At 69.3% G+C, this 15,812-nt stretch carries 17 protein-coding genes; 11 read left to right on the forward strand and 6 right to left on the reverse strand.

From position 1 onward, the window contains the following. Nucleotides 1-77: 77 nt before the first annotated feature. The 4 genes from LDO11_RS06470 (at nt 78) to LDO11_RS06485 (ending at nt 2,890) form a co-directional block, all read left to right on the forward strand. Nucleotides 78-635, forward strand: a complete 558-nt coding sequence (locus LDO11_RS06470; protein WP_435574613.1) for a C40 family peptidase — start codon at nt 78-80, stop codon at nt 633-635. Between the two features lie 110 nt (nt 636-745). Continuing rightward, complete coding sequence (locus tag LDO11_RS06475) at nt 746-1,423, forward strand: C40 family peptidase (RefSeq protein WP_232140802.1); 678 nt, start codon at nt 746-748, stop codon at nt 1,421-1,423. Between the two features lie 130 nt (nt 1,424-1,553). Further along, nucleotides 1,554-1,973, forward strand: a complete 420-nt coding sequence (locus tag LDO11_RS06480; RefSeq protein ID WP_129135382.1) for a hypothetical protein — start codon at nt 1,554-1,556, stop codon at nt 1,971-1,973. A gap of 38 nt (nt 1,974-2,011) precedes the next feature. Continuing rightward, a complete protein-coding gene (locus LDO11_RS06485) occupies nt 2,012-2,890 on the forward strand; it encodes a bile acid:sodium symporter family protein (protein WP_232140803.1) in 879 nt (292 codons plus the stop codon). Between the two features lie 48 nt (nt 2,891-2,938). Here the strand turns inward: LDO11_RS06485 and LDO11_RS06490 are convergent, their stop codons facing one another. The 3 genes from LDO11_RS06490 to LDO11_RS06500 form a co-directional block, all read right to left on the reverse strand. Continuing rightward, nucleotides 2,939-4,402, reverse strand: a complete 1,464-nt coding sequence (locus LDO11_RS06490; protein ID WP_232140804.1) for a M16 family metallopeptidase — start codon at nt 4,400-4,402, stop codon at nt 2,939-2,941. A gap of 10 nt (nt 4,403-4,412) precedes the next feature. Then, entirely contained in the window at nt 4,413-5,837 is a 1,425-nt protein-coding gene (locus tag LDO11_RS06495) for a M16 family metallopeptidase (protein ID WP_232140805.1), read from the reverse strand. Nucleotides 5,838-5,916: 79 nt separating this feature from the next. After that, nucleotides 5,917-7,218 (reverse strand): dicarboxylate/amino acid:cation symporter, encoded by a 1,302-nt coding sequence (locus LDO11_RS06500; protein ID WP_232140806.1) that lies wholly within the window; start codon nt 7,216-7,218, stop codon nt 5,917-5,919. A gap of 143 nt (nt 7,219-7,361) precedes the next feature. Between LDO11_RS06500 and LDO11_RS06505 the strand changes: the two genes are divergently transcribed. From LDO11_RS06505 to LDO11_RS06515, 3 genes are all read left to right on the forward strand, one after another. Then, a complete protein-coding gene (locus LDO11_RS06505) occupies nt 7,362-9,056 on the forward strand; it encodes an alkaline phosphatase (protein WP_232140807.1) in 1,695 nt (564 codons plus the stop codon). Nucleotides 9,057-9,275: 219 nt separating this feature from the next. Next, nucleotides 9,276-10,061 (forward strand): 3-hydroxybutyrate dehydrogenase, encoded by a 786-nt coding sequence (locus LDO11_RS06510; RefSeq protein ID WP_232140808.1) that lies wholly within the window; start codon nt 9,276-9,278, stop codon nt 10,059-10,061. A 130-nt stretch (nt 10,062-10,191) separates the two neighbouring features. Continuing rightward, nucleotides 10,192-10,380, forward strand: coding sequence for a hypothetical protein (locus LDO11_RS06515; protein WP_232140809.1), 189 nt, complete (start codon nt 10,192-10,194; stop codon nt 10,378-10,380). Nucleotides 10,381-10,448: 68 nt separating this feature from the next. On the opposite strand, the gene LDO11_RS06520 is transcribed toward LDO11_RS06515, so the two are convergent. Then, nucleotides 10,449-10,901, reverse strand: coding sequence for a CopD family protein (locus LDO11_RS06520; RefSeq protein WP_129135375.1), 453 nt, complete (start codon nt 10,899-10,901; stop codon nt 10,449-10,451). Between the two features lie 58 nt (nt 10,902-10,959). On the opposite strand from LDO11_RS06520, the gene LDO11_RS06525 reads away from it, so the two are divergent. Then, nucleotides 10,960-11,553, forward strand: coding sequence for a class I SAM-dependent methyltransferase (locus LDO11_RS06525; RefSeq protein WP_232140810.1), 594 nt, complete (start codon nt 10,960-10,962; stop codon nt 11,551-11,553). Between the two features lie 78 nt (nt 11,554-11,631). Further along, nucleotides 11,632-12,933 (forward strand): polyhydroxyalkanoate depolymerase, encoded by a 1,302-nt coding sequence (locus LDO11_RS06530; protein ID WP_232140811.1) that lies wholly within the window; start codon nt 11,632-11,634, stop codon nt 12,931-12,933. Nucleotides 12,934-13,092: 159 nt separating this feature from the next. Here LDO11_RS06530 and LDO11_RS06535 read toward each other — a convergent pair whose 3' ends face one another. Both LDO11_RS06535 and LDO11_RS06540 read right to left on the reverse strand, forming a co-directional pair. Next, nucleotides 13,093-14,001: a sensor domain-containing protein gene (locus LDO11_RS06535; protein WP_232140812.1), complete on the reverse strand. Its 909-nt coding sequence runs from the start codon at nt 13,999-14,001 to the stop codon at nt 13,093-13,095. Then, nucleotides 13,998-14,375, reverse strand: coding sequence for a PadR family transcriptional regulator (locus tag LDO11_RS06540; RefSeq protein ID WP_232140813.1), 378 nt, complete (start codon nt 14,373-14,375; stop codon nt 13,998-14,000). Before LDO11_RS06540 ends, LDO11_RS06535 begins: the two co-directional genes overlap by 4 nt. Nucleotides 14,376-14,509: 134 nt before the next feature. Here LDO11_RS06540 and LDO11_RS06545 point away from each other — a divergent pair, with 134 nt between their 5' ends. Together LDO11_RS06545 and LDO11_RS06550 are read left to right on the forward strand one after the other, a co-directional pair. Further along, entirely contained in the window at nt 14,510-15,424 is a 915-nt protein-coding gene (locus LDO11_RS06545; RefSeq protein WP_232140814.1) for a peptidylprolyl isomerase, read from the forward strand. An 85-nt stretch (nt 15,425-15,509) separates the two neighbouring features. Then, nucleotides 15,510-15,812, forward strand: coding sequence for a hypothetical protein (locus tag LDO11_RS06550; protein WP_129135369.1), 303 nt, complete (start codon nt 15,510-15,512; stop codon nt 15,810-15,812).

The raw sequence follows: 15,812 nt of genomic DNA on the forward strand, positions 1-15,812 counted from the left end.
CGCGTGGGATGGAAGGGCGGGGATACACGGCGCCGCGGCTTCAAATCGCCACGCCGATCGGCCAAGATGCGGCCTCGATGAGTGACGATTATCCCGGCTTCCGCCGCGCCACGCCAACCCGCGCCCCCCGTTCGCTGCTGGCCTGGGCTACCGCGGCCTCGATCCTGTCGCTGCTGGCGGGCTGTGGGGGCCGCGATGTCCGCCCCGCCTCCGCCCCCGCGCCCTCACGCCATTACGCGCTGGTCGCCCCGTCCGATCCCGCAGCCGCCAACTCGGTGGTGATCCGCGCGATCAGCCTGGTGGGCACGCCCTACCGGTTCGGCGGCAACACACCGGAGGGCGGCTTCGACTGCAGCGGCCTGGTGAACTACGTCTACCGCGACATGCTGGACCTGCGCCTGCCACGCTCGTCGCGTGAACTGGCGGGGGTGCAGGGGCCGCGCATCGAACCGGGCCGCCTGGCGTCCGGCGACCTGGTGTTCTTCGGCAGCCGCGGAAACGTGACCCATGTCGGCATCTACGTCGGCGAAGGCCGTTTCGTGCATGCGCCGAGCAGCGGCGGCACCGTCCGGCTCGATCACCTCGACGGCCATTACTGGCGCGACAATTACTCAGGCGCACGTCGCATTCTTTGACGCCAGTCGTATTCATTCAGGAAATCTCTCGCATTCATTGACGGGCTCTTAACAAACCGCCCGGCCCCGTCGTGCACCATCACGCCACCGCTACATTCCTGACTTGACGCGTGACGACAGCCAAAACCCAGCTTCAAGGCCAAACCGCCGCCACCGCGCCCCGTCGAGCCCGACGGATTTCCTCTTTCATCCTCATCGGCCTGCTGTCCGGCCTCGCTCTGCCTGCCCTTGCGGCGCCCGGCCTGGCAGGCGACTCCGCGGACCAGTCGCCGATGGTGGCCACCGTGAGCCAGCAGCTGGCCGACCCGCTGCCCGCCGGTGGCCCGGAGGTGCTGTTCGCCTCCGACGTCAACCAGCTGATCGCCGCTGCCGACCTGGTGCGCCAGGAATCGAAGGCGCAGCCGCGCGGCGGCGTGCAGGTGCTGCTGCAGCGCGCGATGACCCTGCTCGGGACCCCGTACCGTTGGGGTGGCACCTCGCCCGAGCGCGGCTTCGACTGCAGCGGGCTGGTGAGCTACGTCTTCAGCACCGCACTGGGTATCGAGCTTCCGCGCGTCTCGCGCGACATGGCCAACTCCGGCCAGCGGGTCAACCGCGACCAGCTCGACGCCGGTGACCTGGTGTTCTTCAGCCGCCGCGGCGGCCGCATCGACCACGTCGGCATCTACGTCGGCGAGGGCCGCTTCCTGCACGCACCGCGCAGCGGCCGTGACGTCACCGTGTCCGAACTCGATACCGGCTACTGGGCCGGCAAGTTCATGCAGGCCCGGCGCGTCGCCGGCGTCTGACCAGCGCATCTCCTCGTACAGGCCGCCTCCGGGCGGCCTTTTTTTTGGATCGCGTCGCTACGCTGCACTGCGGCTTGCCCGGGCCCGGCGCGCGAAGCGATGCTCGCCGACTGCCCGGGGAGAACTCGCCATGATCCGCACGGTCCTCGCCATCCTGGCCGGCCTGGTCGTCGCCATCGCATTGATGCTGGCCATGGAAGCGCTGGGTGCGTGGCTGTTTCCATTGCCACTCGACGCCCGCATCGCCGGCGAGGAGGACCTCGCGCGGCTGGTCGCACAGGCGCCGCCGGCCAAGCTCGCACTGGTGCTGCTGGGCTGGTGCCTGGCGGCGCTGGCGGGCGGCTGGGTCGCGGCGCGCCTGTCGCTGGCACGGACCAGCATGGCGGCGCTGGCGGTGGGTGCACTCATCGTTGGCGGCGTGATCCTCAACGTGATGGCGCTGCCGCATCCGGCCTGGATGATCGCCGGCGGCCTGTTGCTGCCATTGCCGCTGGCCTGGGTGGGCGGCCTGCTGGCACGCCGCACCCGGCCTGTTCACCCGCGGCGCTGATCGCCACAGCACTTCACCGTTCCCGGGAGGGGAACCACATGCAATCCACGCTGATCACCACGCTGCTGCTGCCACTCGCGCTGGGCGTGATCATGCTCGGCCTCGGCCTCGGGCTCACCATCGACGACTTCCGCCGCGTGGCGCGCTACCCGCGGGCGGTGATCACCGGACTGCTGCTGCAGACCGGCGTGCTGCCCTGGGTCGCGCTGGGCCTGGCCCTGCTGTTCCGCCTGCCGCCGGAACTCGCGGTGGGCCTGATGCTGCTGGCGGCCTCACCCGGCGGCGCCACCGCGAACATCTACAGCCATCTCGCCCGTGGTGATGTCGCGCTCAACATCACCCTGACCGCCATCAACAGCGTGCTGTGCCTGGTCACGCTGCCGGTGATCCTGGACCTCTCGTTGCGGTTCTTCCTCGGCGAAGGCCAGTACGTGCCGCCGCCGGTGCAGAAGATCATCGAGGTGGCGGCGATCATCATCCTGCCGGTGGCGATCGGCATGACCGTGCGCGCACTCGCGCCGGCGTTCGCCGCGCGCATGGAGAAGCCCATCCGCGTGCTCTCGGTGCTGGTGCTGGTGCTGCTGATCGTCGCCGCCGTGGCGCAGGCCTGGGAGACCCTGCTCACCTGGTTCGCCGCGGTCGGCCTGGCCTGCCTGCTGTTCAACCTCGCCAGCATGGGCATCGGTTATGCCGCGCCGGTCGGCCTGAAGCTGCCACGGCGGCAGGCCATCGCCATCGCGATGGAAATCGGCATCCACAACGGCACGCTCGCGATCTTCATCGCGCTCAACGTGCTCGGCAACGCGACGATGTCGGTGCCCGCAGCGGTCTACAGCCTGCTGATGTTCTTCACCGCGGCGGCCTTCGCCGGGTGGGCGGCGCGACGCCCGGCGGAGATGGCGGCGCAGCCGGGCTGAATCCCGCGATGCCGGCGACGGTGTCCCGCCGCCGGCATGGCACCGCCGTCAATCGGCGCTGAAGTCGCCGTACGGCGCGAGCTGGTCGGCGACACCGGCATCGCCGACGACGACGATGCTCTGCCGCGCCGGATCGAAGAACTCGCGCGCGACCGCCTGCACCTGCGCGGCGGTCACCCGGCTGGTGCGGTCGACATAGCTGCTCAGGTAGTCGGCAGGGCGGCCGAGCACCCAGTTCGACGCCAGCGCCGAAGCCACTGCGCCCTGCAGCTGGTTCTGGAACAGATAGGTGCCGGCGGTGTAGCGCTTGGCACGCTGCAGCTCGTCGGCCTGCACCGCGGACGTACGCATCGCCTCGAACTCCTTGAGGAATTCGCCGATGGCGGCACCGGTCACTTCATTGCGCACGTCGGCCTGGGCCTGGAACGCGCCACCCTGCGCGCGCAGGCCGAAACTGCTGCCGGCGCCGTAGGTGTAGCCCTTGTCCTCGCGCAGGTTGCGCATCAGCCGGCTGTCGAAGCCGCCACCGAGGATGGTGTTGGCCAGCGCTGCAGGGATCGCACGGTCGTCGTCGGCATCGAAGGCGGGGCGGCCGATGCGCACCGCCGACTGCACGCTGCCCGCCCGCGGGATCAGCACGAACTGCGCCTGTGTCGGGTAGTCAGGCGCGGGCACGGCGGCGACCCCCTCGCCCTCGCCGCGCCAGTCGCCGAACGCGCTGCGCGCCAGCGCCAGCGCCTGGTCGCCATCGACCGGACCGGCGATCACCAGCAGCGCCTGGTCCGGACGGAATCGCGCCGTGTGCGCCGCCTGCAGGCCTGTGACGTCGGTCGCGGTGATGCCGGCTTCGGTCGGCAGCGTATTGCCGTAGGGATGGTCGCCGAACAGCAACCGGCCCATCGCGCGGTTGGCCTGGTAGCCGGGCTGGGCTTCCATCGCTTTCAGTGACTGCAGCGCATTGGTCTTCGCCAGCTGCACCTCGTTGGCCGGGAACGCCGGATTGCGCACCACGTCGGCGAACAGGTCCGCCAGCGGCTGCGCCGACGAGGACAGGCCCGACGCCATGACCAGCAGTCCGTCGCTGCTGGCGCTGGCGCCCATCGAGGCGCCCAGCCGCTGCAGCTCCTCGGCGATCTGCACCGAGCTGCGGGTGGCGGTGCCTTCCTGCAGCAGCCCTGCCAGCAGGTTGGACATGCCGGGCAACCCTTTCGGGTCGCTGGCGAGGCCGCCGCGCACGGCGAGCACGTAGTTGACCTTGGGCAGCCCGCCCTGGCGCGGCAGCACCCAGACGGTCAGGCCGTTGTCGAGGCGATGCTCGATCAGGCCGAGCTCGGGCAGTGCGCGGTCGGCGTCGTAATCGGGCAGCCCGGCGGGCAGTTCTGTCGGCGGCGCGGCCACCGGAGCCGTGCCAGGCTGCTGTGCGTGGGCCATGCCGGCGAACAGGCAGGCGCCGAGGGCAAGGGCGAGCGGGCGCAGGATGGCGCCACGGGCGGAACGGTTGTGGATAGCCATGGCGGTGTCCTCAGTCCTGCGTCGGGGCGGCGGCGGGCGCGGACGCTGCCGGCGCGGCGATGCCGCGTGCGGGCGCCATCGCGGCCGGCACGCGGTCGATGACGGTGCGGTTGCCTTCGGTGAGATAGGTGCGTGCCACGCGCTGCACCTCAGCCACGGTCACCGCCTGCACCCATTCCGGCACCCGGTTGAGGGTCTGCGCATCGCCCCACAGCAGCTGCGCCTTGGCCAGCTCGTCGGCGCGCGAGATGAAGGGCTCCAGCGCATTGACGTAGTCGGCCAGCATCTTGGTCTTGGCGGCGGCCAGCGTCTCTTCCGGCACGCCCTCGGCAACGATGCGCGCGATCTCCTCGTCGATCGCCGCCAGCACCGCGTCCGGATCCACGTTCGGCTTGTACAGCGCGAACAGCGTCATCAGGGTGGGACCGTCGTAGTCCCAGGCATGGCCCAGCGGCCAGCCCATGCCGCCGTCGAGGTTGATCAGCTGCTCGCGGCCCTTCACCAGACCCTGGTAGAGCCGCGAGGCGTCGCCGCCCGCCAGCAGCTGCGACAGCACCGCCATCGGTGCATGGTCGGCACTGCCGCGCCCGGGCATCTTCCAGCCGACCGCAAGCGCCGGCACCTGCGCCAGCGCATCGGCCTGCGCCTCGCGCCGGCTTTCGGTATTGAGCGGCTCGGAGACGTCCGGGCGGTCGGGCGTGGGCCGCGCCGGGATGCCACCGAAATACTCCTCCACCAGCGCGAACGCCTCGTCGGCGGACACATCGCCGACGATGCCGATGACCGCGTTGTTGGGCCCGTAGTAGTCGCGATGGAAGCCCTCGACATCGGCCAGCGTGGCGCCCTCGAGATCCTTGAAGCTGCCGTAGCCGTCGTGGGCATTGGCCCAGTTCGAGAACGCCAGGCGGTTCATGTCGAACACGAAGAACAGGCCGTAGGGCTGGTTCTGCACGTTGACGCGGATCTCCTCCTTGACCACGTCCTGCTGGTTCTTCAGGTTCGCCGGGGAGAAGTCCAGCGTCTTCATGCGGTCCGCTTCCAGCCACAGGATCGGCTTCAACGCCGACACCGGTGCGGTCTCGATGTAGTTGGTGTAATCCGGACGCGTCGAGCCGTTGAGCATGCCGCCGCCGCCCTGGATCACGCGGTCGAAGGTTCCTTTGGGAGCAACCGGCGTGCCCTGGAACATCAGGTGCTCGAACAGGTGGGCGAAGCCGGTGCGGTTTTCCGGCTCCAGCCGCATGCCGACGTGGTAGACCACGCTCACGCCGACGGTCGGCGAGCTGCGGTCCTCGGACACGACCACGGTCAGCCCGTTGTCGAGGGTGTGGGTGCGGATCGGCATCGTCCAGCGGTCAGGCTGCTGTGCGGCAGCCGGGATCGCCAGCCATGCCAGCAGCGCGAGCGCGCCGCCCAGGACTGTTCTGCAACGCATACGTCGTCTCCCTGGCCCTCCCCAGGGCCCGAGCGCCGACTATAGCGCGGGGCCTGCGGTGGCCGGAATCCGGCAGCCGTCAGCCCTTGCGCTCGACGGGGACGGCCGGCGCGTCGGCGTCCTCGCCGCCGATACCGAGGTTGCTGCCGGCACGCTCGTAGACCTCGCGATCGAGCAGGCCGGTCTCGCGCGCGACCAGCACCGGCACCAGCATCTGCCCGGTGACGTTGGTCATCGTGCGCATCATGTCGAGGATGCGGTCGATCGCGAGCAGGATGCCGAGCACCTCCAGCGGCAAACCGGCCGCACTGAGCACCACGGTCGCCATCACCACCGCGGTGCCGGGGACGCCGGCGGTGCCGAAACTGCCCAGCACCGAGGCCAGCAGGATCGCCACGTACTGGGCGAAGCTGAGTTCGATGCCGTAGTACTGCGCGGCGAAGATCGCCGCCAGCGTCGGGTAGATCGCGCCGCAGCCATCCATCTTGATGCTGGCGCCCAGCGGCACCGCGAACGCGGCGTAGTCGCGGTTCACGCCGAGGCCATGGGTGACCGAACGGATGGCCGCCGGCATCGCCGCGAAGCTCGACGAACTGACGAATGCCACCTGCATCGCCGGCCCGGCCCCGCGGAAGAACTTCAGCGGGTTGAGCCCGTGGGTCAGCAGCAGGCCGCCGTACACCACCACGATGTGGAAGGCGCAGGCCACGTACAGCGCGATGACGAAGTTGCCCAGCGGCAGCAGGCGCTCGAAGCCGTAGGTGCCGACCAGACCCGCGATCAGGCCGAAGGTGCCGATCGGGGTGATCTCGAGCACGAAGCGGGTGACCTGGATCATCACGTCACTGGCCTGCCCGACCAGGCGGCGCAGGCCTTCGGTGCGGTCGCCCAGCTTCACCAGGGCGAAACCGACCAGGCCGGCGAAGAAGATCACCTGCAGGATGCGCCCTTCCGCCAGCGCCGCGAACGGGTTGGTCGGCACGATGTCGAGCAGCACCTGCACCGGCGTGGGGACATCGCGCGGCTGGTAGTCGACCGGCGCGGTCAGCGTCACCCCGACACCGGGGTTGAACAGGAAGGCCGCGCCCAGCGCAACGCCGACCGCGATCGTCGCGGTCACCGCGAACCAGCCGAAGGTGCGTCCGCCCAGGGTCGCCATCGACTGCTGCCCGTGCAGGGCGGACACGGCATTCATCACCGCGAAGAACACCAGCGGCACCGCGATCATGCGGATCAGGTTGACGTACAGCGTGCCCAGCGGCTGCAGCCAGGTCTCGGCGGCGGGGCCGAGCAGCCAGCCGGCCAGGGCGCCGAGCACGAAGCCGCCCGCCACCCGCTTCCAGAACGCGATACGGAACCACCAGTCCAACATTCGGGGCATCCCGGGCACCGGGCCCGACAGCAGACAAGGGGGCGACGATACCGGAGCGATTGCCATGATGCAGTCGTCTGGCTGCAACACTGAAGAACACTACCGGCGGCATAATGGGCGGCTTCCCCGCGTCGACGTTCCATTTTCAGCCAATGCACAAGCTTTCCCTGTTCTGCGTGGCGGCCCTGCTGGCCGCCTGCGCCGCTCCGCAGCGTGCGCCCCATCCGGAGACGCCGATTGCACCGGTGACGGTCCCGGCGATCGACCGCCCGGACGGCGAAACCGCCGCCTGGTGGTTCCGCAGTGGCGCCGCCGCGGCCGCGCAACGCGGCGCGATGGAGGGCCGCGCGCGCAACGTGATCCTGTTCGTAGGCGACGGCATGAGCCTGACCACCGTCGCCGCGGCGCGCATCCTGGCCGGGCAGCGTGAGGGCGGCTCCGGCGAGGAGCGGCTGCTGAGCTGGGAGGCATTCCCGCACACCGCATTCGCGCGTACCTACAACACCGACATGCAGACGCCCGATTCCGCCGGCACCATGACCGCGATGGCCACCGGCGCCAAGACCCGCGCCGGTGTCATCGGCGTCGGCCAGGCGCGTGCGCGTGGCGACTGCAGCGACCTTGCAGGCAATGCGCTGCTGTCGATCCGCGACCTCGCCGAGAGCGCCGGCATGGCCACCGGCATCGTCACCACCACCCGCATCACCCACGCCACGCCGGCGGCGACCTATGGCCATTCGCCCGACCGCAACTGGGAAGGCGACGTACACCTGCCGCAGGATGCGATCGATACCGGCTGTACGGACCTCGCCCGCCAGCTGGTGGAAATGCCGGGGCGCGGGCCGGACGTGGTGTTCGGCGGCGGCCGCCGCTATTTCATGCCCGCAGGCCAGCGTGATCCCGAGTGGGACGACAAGGTCGGCCTGCGCCTGGACGGCCGCGACCTGATCGCCGACTGGCAGGCCCGGAACCCCGATGGCGCCTATGTCTGGAACCGGGAGCAACTCGAGGCCGCGCGCGGGCGCACCCCGGTGCTGGGGCTGTTCGAATACGACCACCTGCACTTCGAACACGACCGCGCGGGGGATACCGGCGAGCCCAGTCTGGCCGAACTGACCTCGGAAGCCATCGACCGCCTGCGCGACGCCGGCGACGGCTACTTCCTGCTGGTGGAAGGTGGCCGCATCGACCATGCCCACCACTACGGCAATGCGCACCGCGCGCTGACCGACACCATCGCGCTGGCGGCTGCGGTGCAGGCAGCCGTGGATGCGACCGACGCAGCGGACACGCTGATCCTGGTCACCGCCGACCACGCCCATACCCTCACCTTTGCCGGCTACCCGGCACGCGGCAATCCGATCCTGGGCAAGGTGGTCGGCAGCAGCGGCGAGGACGCGACCACCGGCTACGCCCGCGACGCACTGGGCCTGCCCTACACCACGCTGGGTTATGCCAACGGCCCCGGCTATACCGGCGCCAGCGGTGCGCAGGCCGAAGGTCCGAAGACCTTCTTCCATGTCGGCAGCGGCTTCGAGGCCGCGCATGGCCGCCCGGACCTGAGCGACGTGGACACCACGCATCCGGATTACATGCAGGAAGCCACGCTGCCGTTGTCGAGCGAGACCCACGGCGGTGAGGACGTCGGCATCTGGGCCCGCGGCCCGGGTGCGCAGGCGGTGCGTGGCAACGTCGAACAGCACGTGCTGTTCCACTTCATGGTGCAGGCCACCCCGCGCCTGCGCGAGCGGCTGTGCGCGCAGGGCCTGTGCACGGACGACGGCGTGCCGGTGGTACTGCCGGATCCGGCGGACTTCGGGTTCGGGCCGCGCGCGCGGCTGGATTGAGCGGGTGACGCATCGGCCGTGAACCGGCATTCCCCTCGGCGGAAATCCATTGACGATGGTGCCGGGCTGCCGATCCCCGGACTCCCGCCTTCGCGGGAGTGACGGCCGGGTCCGCCGCTTCGCGAGGCCGGCTGCGGCCCCAGGTCCTGCCCTTTGGTACGACAGGCCCCCGGACGCCGCTTCGCTATCCTCGCCACATACCTGTGAGGAGCGAATGCGATGAACCGACTCGACGGCAAGGTCTGCGTGGTCACCGGCGCCGCCAGCGGCATAGGCCTGCGCATTGCCGAGGTGTATGCGCAGGCGGGCGGCAGGGTCGCCATCGCCGATCTGCGCTACGACAGTGCCGAAGCGGCCGCTGCTCGCATCCGCGCGGACGGCGGCCACGCGATGGCGGTGGCGATGGACGTCACCGATGAACAGCAGGTCGTCGACGGCATCGCCTGCGTGGTCGATGCCTGGGGCAGGGTCGACGTGCTGGTCGCCAATGCCGGCATCCAGATCGTCAACCGGATCACCGACTTCAGCTACGCCGACTGGAAGAAGCTGCTGGCGATCCACCTCGACGGATCCTTCCTCACCACCCGCGAATGCCTGCGCGACATGGAGAAGCGCCGCGACGGCGGCGCGATCATCTACATGGGCTCGGTGCACTCGCACCTGGCGTCGAAGCTCAAGGCACCCTACGTCACCGCCAAGCACGGGCTGCTCGGGCTGGCACGCACGGTGGCGAAGGAAGGCGCCGAATACGGCGTGCGCGCCAATGTCATCTGCCCCGGCTTCGTGCGCACCCCGCTGGTGGAGAAGCAGATCCCCGAACAGGCGCGCGAGTTCGGCATCAGCGAGGACGAAGTGGTGAAGAACATCATGCTCAAGGACACCGTGGATGGCGAGTTCACCACCGTCGACGACGTCGCCAATGTGGCACTGATGCTCGCCGCGTTCGAGACCAACGCACTGACCGGCCAGAGCATCACCGTGAGCCACGGCTGGTTCATGCAGTAGCGGGCGCGCTTCGCGGCAGTGCAACAACACGCGTGGCGCGAGCCGGTTAGGATCGGACGGGTGGACCCGTCACGGACAGACCGGCGCTCCCGCCGCTCGCTGACGGCCCGAGACGAGGGAGGAGTTGGGTATGGGAGGTTTCGACCCCTGGAATGGGCTCGTTCTGCTGTTGCTGGTCGCGATCCCCGCGGCAGTCATCCTGGCGATGGTGTGGCTGCTGCGCCGCAACCGCCACGCGCTTCGTCCCGGAATGAAGCGGGAGCGCGCACCGCTCGGCACGCAGCGACGGGCGACCGGGATCTCCCACGCGACGGACTGATCCGCACCCGGCTTCAACCGGAAACCCCTGCACCCGCAGGGGTTTTTCATTTCCGGCCGGACGTGGCGTCAGAACGGCTTGGCCAGCACCAGCCAGACCACCACGATCAACCCCAGCACCGGCAGTTCGTTGAACCAGCGCAGCGCGCGCGACGACGGCACGGCACGCCCCGCCCCGGCGCCCTTGAGCCAGCGCCCGGCAATGACGAAGTGCACCATCAGCAGCACCACCAGCAGCAACTTGGCGTGCAGCCAGCCGGTGCCCGGCCCGACCATCGTCGGGAAACCGTCGAACATGCGGTAGCCCAACCACAGCACCAGCCCCAGCACGAACGCGAAGCCGAACATGGAATGGCCGAAGCGGTACAGCCGCCGGCCCATCAGCACCAGGCGATCGCGCACTGCGGATTCGGCACCTGCCTCGGCAATGTTGACGAGGATGCGCGGCAGGTAGAACGCCGCCGCCATGAAGGCAACCACGAACACGATGTGGAAGGTCTTGACCCAGAAATAGGCTTGCATGCGCGGTGTCCTTTACGACGACGTTCGGGCCCGTGCCCGGTGCCGGTATCGTACCGGCATGGACAAGACATACGACCGTGCCGACTTCGACCGCTGGTACCGCAATGGCGGCATCGGCGGCACGCAACGCCTGATGCGCAAGGTGGCGCTCGCCGTGGCCACTGCCGAATACCACCTGGAACGCCCGCTGCGCAGCGTGCTCGACATCGGCTGCGGCGAAGGCGCATGGCGCGCACCATTGCTGAAGTTGCGGCCGAAACTGCGCTACATCGGCTTCGACAGCAGCAGCTATGCGGTCGAACGCTACGGCGCCCGGCGCAACCTGCACCTGGCGCGCTTCGCCGACTTCGAATACCTGCGCCCCTGCCCGCCCGCCGACCTGGTGGTGTGCAGCGACGTGCTGCATTACCTGCCGGCGCGCGAGATCGATCGCGGGCTGGGTGGCGTGGCGGAACTCTGCGGCGGGATCGCCTTCCTGGAGACGTTCACGCGGGAGGACGACGCCGAAGGTGACGATGACGGCTACCTGCGCCGGCCAGCCGGCTTCTACCGCGGGCGTTTCATGGCCGCCGGGTTCCGCCCGCTGGGCTCGCATTGCTGGCTGTCACCGGCGCTCGCCGACAGCGCCACGGCGCTCGAAGTCATCGACTGAGCCCCGGACAGGCGCAATGCAGGTACATCCGATATGCTGCGACGCAGCATCCTGACGCCTGCGAGGCGCGATCCGCCCATGTTTCTTTACCAGCTCCACGAATTCGGCCGCGCCTTCCTGGCACCGCATGCCTACTGGGCGGAAGCCAATGCGCGGGCCTTTTCCGCACCCGGCAGCCTGCTGGCGATGCTTCCGGGCGCCGACCAGGTATCGGCGGCCAGCGAGCTGTTCCATCGCGTTGCCAAGGACTACGAGAAGCCGGAGTTCGGCATCCACTCGGTCGAGGTCGACGGCAGCGTGTATCCGGTGGTCGAACGCGAGGTAGCGCACAAGCCGTTCTGCCGGCTGCTGCGCTTCAAGCGTTTCAGCGACGACGCCGGTGCCATCGGCGAGATGAAGGGCCAACCGCCGGTGCTGGTGGTGGCACCGCTGTCCGGTCACCACGCCACCCTGCTGCGCGACACCGTGCGCACCCTGCTGCGCGACCACAAGGTCTATATCACCGACTGGGTTGACGCGCGCATGGTGCCGGGCGAGGAAGGTGCGTTCACGCTGGACGACTATGTCGCCTATATCGAGGACTTCATCCGCCTGATCGGCGCCGACGACCTGCACGTGATCAGCGTCTGCCAGCCGACGGTGCCGGTGCTTGCCGCGGTGTCGCTGATGGCCGCGCGCGGCGAAACCACGCCGCGCTCGCTGGTGCTGATGGGCGGGCCGATCGATGCGCGCGAATCCCCGACCTCGGTCAACAACCTCGCCACCCAGCGCCCGCTGTGGTGGTTCGAGAACAACCTCATCCACCAGGTGCCGGCCAACTATCCCGGCCGCGGCCGGCGTGTCTACCCGGGCTTCCTGCAGCATTCCGGCTTCATGGCGATGAACCCGGAACGGCATTTCATGTCGCACTGGGATTTCTACCGCAACCTCGTCAAGGGCGACCTCGACGACGCGCAGTCGCACCGCCGCTTCTACGACGAATACAACGCGGTGCTCGACATGCCGGCCGAGTACTACCTGGACACCGTGCGCATCGTGTTCCAGCAGCACCTGCTGCCGCGCGGGGAGTGGGACGTGGGCGGCGAACGGGTGACGCCGGCGGCGATCGGCGATACCGCCATCCTGACCATCGAGGGCGAGCTCGACGACATCTCCGGCCTCGGCCAGACGCGCGCCGCGCACACGCTGTGCACCGGCGTGCCGCAAGCGCATCGGGCACACATCACCGTCGACGGCGCCGGCCATTACGGGATCTTCAGCGGCCGCCGCTGGCGCACCCGCGTCTATCCGCAGGTGCGTGACTTCATTGCGCGCTACGCGGGCAAACGGGTTGCGTCGACGACACCGGCGGCGCATTCATCCCGCTCCGGCGCGACCTGACGGCGCTGCAGTCACCGGCCTGCATGAGTCCCTCTCCGGTTCACGGGGAGAGGGTCGCGGTGCGGGCAGAAGGCGCGTGCAGCGGCTCGAAGACGCCCTCATCCGGCGCTACGCGCCACCTTCTCCCGCGAGCGGGAGAAGGGCGGAGACGACGCTTGCTCATGCGTACTGCGCGGTCCTGACCAGCAGGTGCTTGGCCAGCAGGCCGTGCATGCGGCCGATCGCGCGGGCCAGGTGCAGGGTGACGAACAGCAGCAGTGCGCCGACGAGCGCTACCAGCGGCAGCAGCCAGGCGGCGTCCTCGACGAGATCGACACCCCAGAACCACACTGCATAGTCGACGCCCGGCAGCAGGGCCAGTGGCGACAGCAGCATCGTCAGCGACAGGCTGCCCAGCGTCACCGCGATGGTGAAGTAGATGACGCCCAGCGGCAGCATCAGCAGCATGTACAGCAGCGTGCTCCAGCTGCGCGGGTCGGTGAACATGTCGCCGATGCGCTGCAGGATGCTGCGCCCGCGTGCGTTGTACAGCGGCCGCCGCGGCATGCGCTCGCCGAGCATCACCTCGACGATGCGGCCTTCCACCAGCGACAGGATCCGCACCGAACCGAAGAACAGGATGACGAACGGGATGCCGATGATCAGGATCGCCAGGCCTGCGGAAAGCGACAGCCCGGTCACCACCCAGGTGAAGTAGAAGATGCCCGTCGCCAGCGCCAGCACCATGTAGAACAGCGATGCATAGGCGCGCGGATCGGCGGCAACGCCGAAGAACCGGCCGAGGAGCGAATCGCGGGACTTCGGCGGCGGTGCGCGCAGCGCGGTCTGCACGGTGACCTCGGTGTCGCGATAGATGTCGGCGACCTCCTCCGGCGCCCCGTAGCTCGAGGCCACGGCGGCGATCACCTCGGCCTCGCTGCGACCGGGATTCTCGGCAAGCTCGGAACGCAGGTATTCCTCGGCGTCGTACAGCGCGTCCTGGATCAGCGCGGGATCGGCCCCGGCCAGCGAGCGCCGGAGATGCTCGAGGTATTCGGGGATCGTCGTCGGCAACCGGTTGGCGTTCATTCGGGCACTCCCTTGAGGACGGAATCGACGGAATCGCGGGTGGCGGTCCAGGCCTCGATCCAGCGGCCCAGCACCCCGCGCCCGGCGGTGGTGATGCGGTAGTAGCGACGCGGCGGGCCCGACACCGAAGGCTCGACATGGCTGGCCAGCAACCCCGCCGCCTCGAGGTTGCGCAGCACCGGGTACAGCGCGCTCTGCTTGCCGGCCAGCGCCCCGCCATCCACGCCTTCGAGCTGCTTGGCGATCTGGTAGCCGTACATCGGCGCCGGCGCCGTGGCCAGTACCGCCAGCAGCACCAGCGACACCGTGCCCGCGCTCAGTTCCTTCTGGAACTTGCGCAGCTGCAGGTCGATGGCGGATTCGTAGCTGGTCATGGCACGGGGCTTCGCTATGTCGAGATGCATGCTATTGGCAACTTCGCACTAGTGGATGTGCCGGAAGTACGGGGCGCGCGCTCGGGCGCGGTTGCGGCGAGAATCGACGGTCACCGTTCCAGGGGATTCCGAAGATGCCGCGACCTGTCCTGCGCCTGTCCATGCTGTGCGCCGCCCTGGTGCTCGCACCCGCCTTCGCGGCGGACCCGCCGCCGCCGCCGACCACGCAGGCCCTGCTCGATGCCTCGCAGGCGTCGGACTGGCGCACGCCCGATCCGGGCGACCTGCTCTATATCGATCTCGAGGCCGGCCGCGTGGTCGTGGAGCTGGCGCCACGTTTCGCGCCCGAGCATGTTGCCAACATCCTCACGCTGGCCCGCCAGCGCTTCTGGGACGGGCAGACCATCTACCGCTCGCACGACAACTTCGTGGTGCAGTTCGGGGCGAATGTCGAGGACGAGGCCGCGGGTCCGCCGCTGGGTGATGCGCGTGCCACGCTTCCGGCGGAGTTCGAACGTCCTGCCGACGGGCTCGCCTTCCACCGCCTGCCCGATCCGGACGGCTGGGCGCCGGAAGCCGGCTTTGTCGACGGCATGCCGGCGGCGCGCGATCCGGCCGCGGGGCTGGCGTGGATGGCGCACTGCTACGGCGTGCTGGGCGCAGGCCGCGGCGCGGCTGCGGATTCAAGCAACGGCACCGAGCTGTACGTGGTGATCGGCCAGGCCCCGCGCCAGCTCGACCGCAACATCACCCAGGTGGGCCGGGTGCTGCAGGGCATGGAACTGCTGAGTGCGCTGCCGCGCGGCAGTGGACCGCTGGGCTTCTACGAGGAGCCGTCGCAGGCGACGCCGATCCGCTCGATCCGCCTCGCGTCGAACGTGCCGGAGTCCGAACGCACCGCGCTCGAGGTGCTGCGCACGGATACGCCGTTGTTCGATGCGGTGGTGGAATCGCGCCGCAACCGCCGCGACACGTGGTACCTGCATCCGGCCGGGCACATCGATCTGTGCAACGTGCCGGTGCCGGTGCGCACGCCGCCGGAGGGTTGAGCCGCAGGCCTGCAATCCCCTCACGCCGCCTTCCCGGATGCGTGCCTAGCCTGCCGATCCATCCCGAACGAGAGAGTTGTCGTCCATGCCCATGCTCCGCATCCGCATCACCGGCGAGGACGATACCGTCCGCGGCATCATGAACCTGCTGCAGAGCCTGGACGGTATCGAACACGTCGAGGAGATCGCAGACCTCATGCCGCACATGGATGACGACGACTCCAGTTCCGCCGGCCTTGCCGAGGAACGCGGGCCGAACATGCACGAGATCGAGATCGACGCGCCCAACGATTCCACCGCCCGCAAGGTGCGCGAGGCGGTGACCGAGCTGGCCTACCAGATGGGCGCGATCGTCGAGTTCGAGGACGACGAGGAAGACACCCGCTGA

It is taken from the genome of Alterluteimonas muca (assembly GCF_021191595.1).
Taxonomy (GTDB): Bacteria; Pseudomonadota; Gammaproteobacteria; order Xanthomonadales; family Xanthomonadaceae; genus Luteimonas; species Luteimonas muca.

Bases quoted from the DNA above. Each gene is read 5' to 3' on its own strand.
- LDO11_RS06540 (WP_232140813.1), bottom strand. From the start codon at position 14,375: ATGACCAGCTACGAATCCGCCATCGACCTGCAGCTGCGCAAGTTCCAG.
- LDO11_RS06480 (WP_129135382.1), top strand. From the start codon at position 1,554: ATGATCCGCACGGTCCTCGCCATCCTGGCCGGCCTGGTCGTCGCCATC.
- LDO11_RS06535 (WP_232140812.1), bottom strand. From the start codon at position 14,001: ATGAACGCCAACCGGTTGCCGACGACGATCCCCGAATACCTCGAGCAT.
- LDO11_RS06525 (WP_232140810.1), top strand. From the start codon at position 10,960: ATGGACAAGACATACGACCGTGCCGACTTCGACCGCTGGTACCGCAAT.
- LDO11_RS06500 (WP_232140806.1), bottom strand. From the start codon at position 7,218: ATGCCCCGAATGTTGGACTGGTGGTTCCGTATCGCGTTCTGGAAGCGG.
- LDO11_RS06530 (WP_232140811.1), top strand. From the start codon at position 11,632: ATGTTTCTTTACCAGCTCCACGAATTCGGCCGCGCCTTCCTGGCACCG.
- LDO11_RS06485 (WP_232140803.1), top strand. From the start codon at position 2,012: ATGCAATCCACGCTGATCACCACGCTGCTGCTGCCACTCGCGCTGGGC.
- LDO11_RS06545 (WP_232140814.1), top strand. From the start codon at position 14,510: ATGCCGCGACCTGTCCTGCGCCTGTCCATGCTGTGCGCCGCCCTGGTG.
- LDO11_RS06515 (WP_232140809.1), top strand. From the start codon at position 10,192: ATGGGAGGTTTCGACCCCTGGAATGGGCTCGTTCTGCTGTTGCTGGTC.
- LDO11_RS06550 (WP_129135369.1), top strand. From the start codon at position 15,510: ATGCCCATGCTCCGCATCCGCATCACCGGCGAGGACGATACCGTCCGC.
- LDO11_RS06470 (WP_435574613.1), top strand. From the start codon at position 78: ATGAGTGACGATTATCCCGGCTTCCGCCGCGCCACGCCAACCCGCGCC.
- LDO11_RS06520 (WP_129135375.1), bottom strand. From the start codon at position 10,901: ATGCAAGCCTATTTCTGGGTCAAGACCTTCCACATCGTGTTCGTGGTT.
- LDO11_RS06495 (WP_232140805.1), bottom strand. From the start codon at position 5,837: ATGCGTTGCAGAACAGTCCTGGGCGGCGCGCTCGCGCTGCTGGCATGG.
- LDO11_RS06490 (WP_232140804.1), bottom strand. From the start codon at position 4,402: ATGGCTATCCACAACCGTTCCGCCCGTGGCGCCATCCTGCGCCCGCTC.
- LDO11_RS06505 (WP_232140807.1), top strand. From the start codon at position 7,362: ATGCACAAGCTTTCCCTGTTCTGCGTGGCGGCCCTGCTGGCCGCCTGC.
- LDO11_RS06510 (WP_232140808.1), top strand. From the start codon at position 9,276: ATGAACCGACTCGACGGCAAGGTCTGCGTGGTCACCGGCGCCGCCAGC.